Here is a 207-nt window from a genome sequence, read left to right on the forward strand (position 1 = left end):
GAGTCTTTATTGTCTTGTGCTAAGTAATTATCCGCTAGCAGCTCCTGCTGACTTGCTGCAAACGAGCTTGGCATGTCATTGTTTGCTTCTGACAGTGCAGCATCTGTATCAGCTGCGGCCAATAACGTTTTTGCATAGCGTAATCGAGTTATCGCTTCTAGACCGGCATCACCCAATTCGAGGGCCAATGCTTTTTTGAATGTCTCA

At 45.9% G+C, this 207-nt stretch carries 1 protein-coding gene; it reads right to left on the reverse strand.

All coding sequences use genetic code 11. The annotated features are described in order from the left end of the window. The coding region (locus V6252_RS13795; protein WP_341610800.1) for a tetratricopeptide repeat protein at positions 1–207 on the reverse strand (207 nt) is incomplete at both ends.

This window comes from Psychrobacter proteolyticus (assembly GCF_038155145.1).
Lineage (GTDB): Bacteria > Pseudomonadota > Gammaproteobacteria > Pseudomonadales > Moraxellaceae > Psychrobacter > Psychrobacter proteolyticus_B.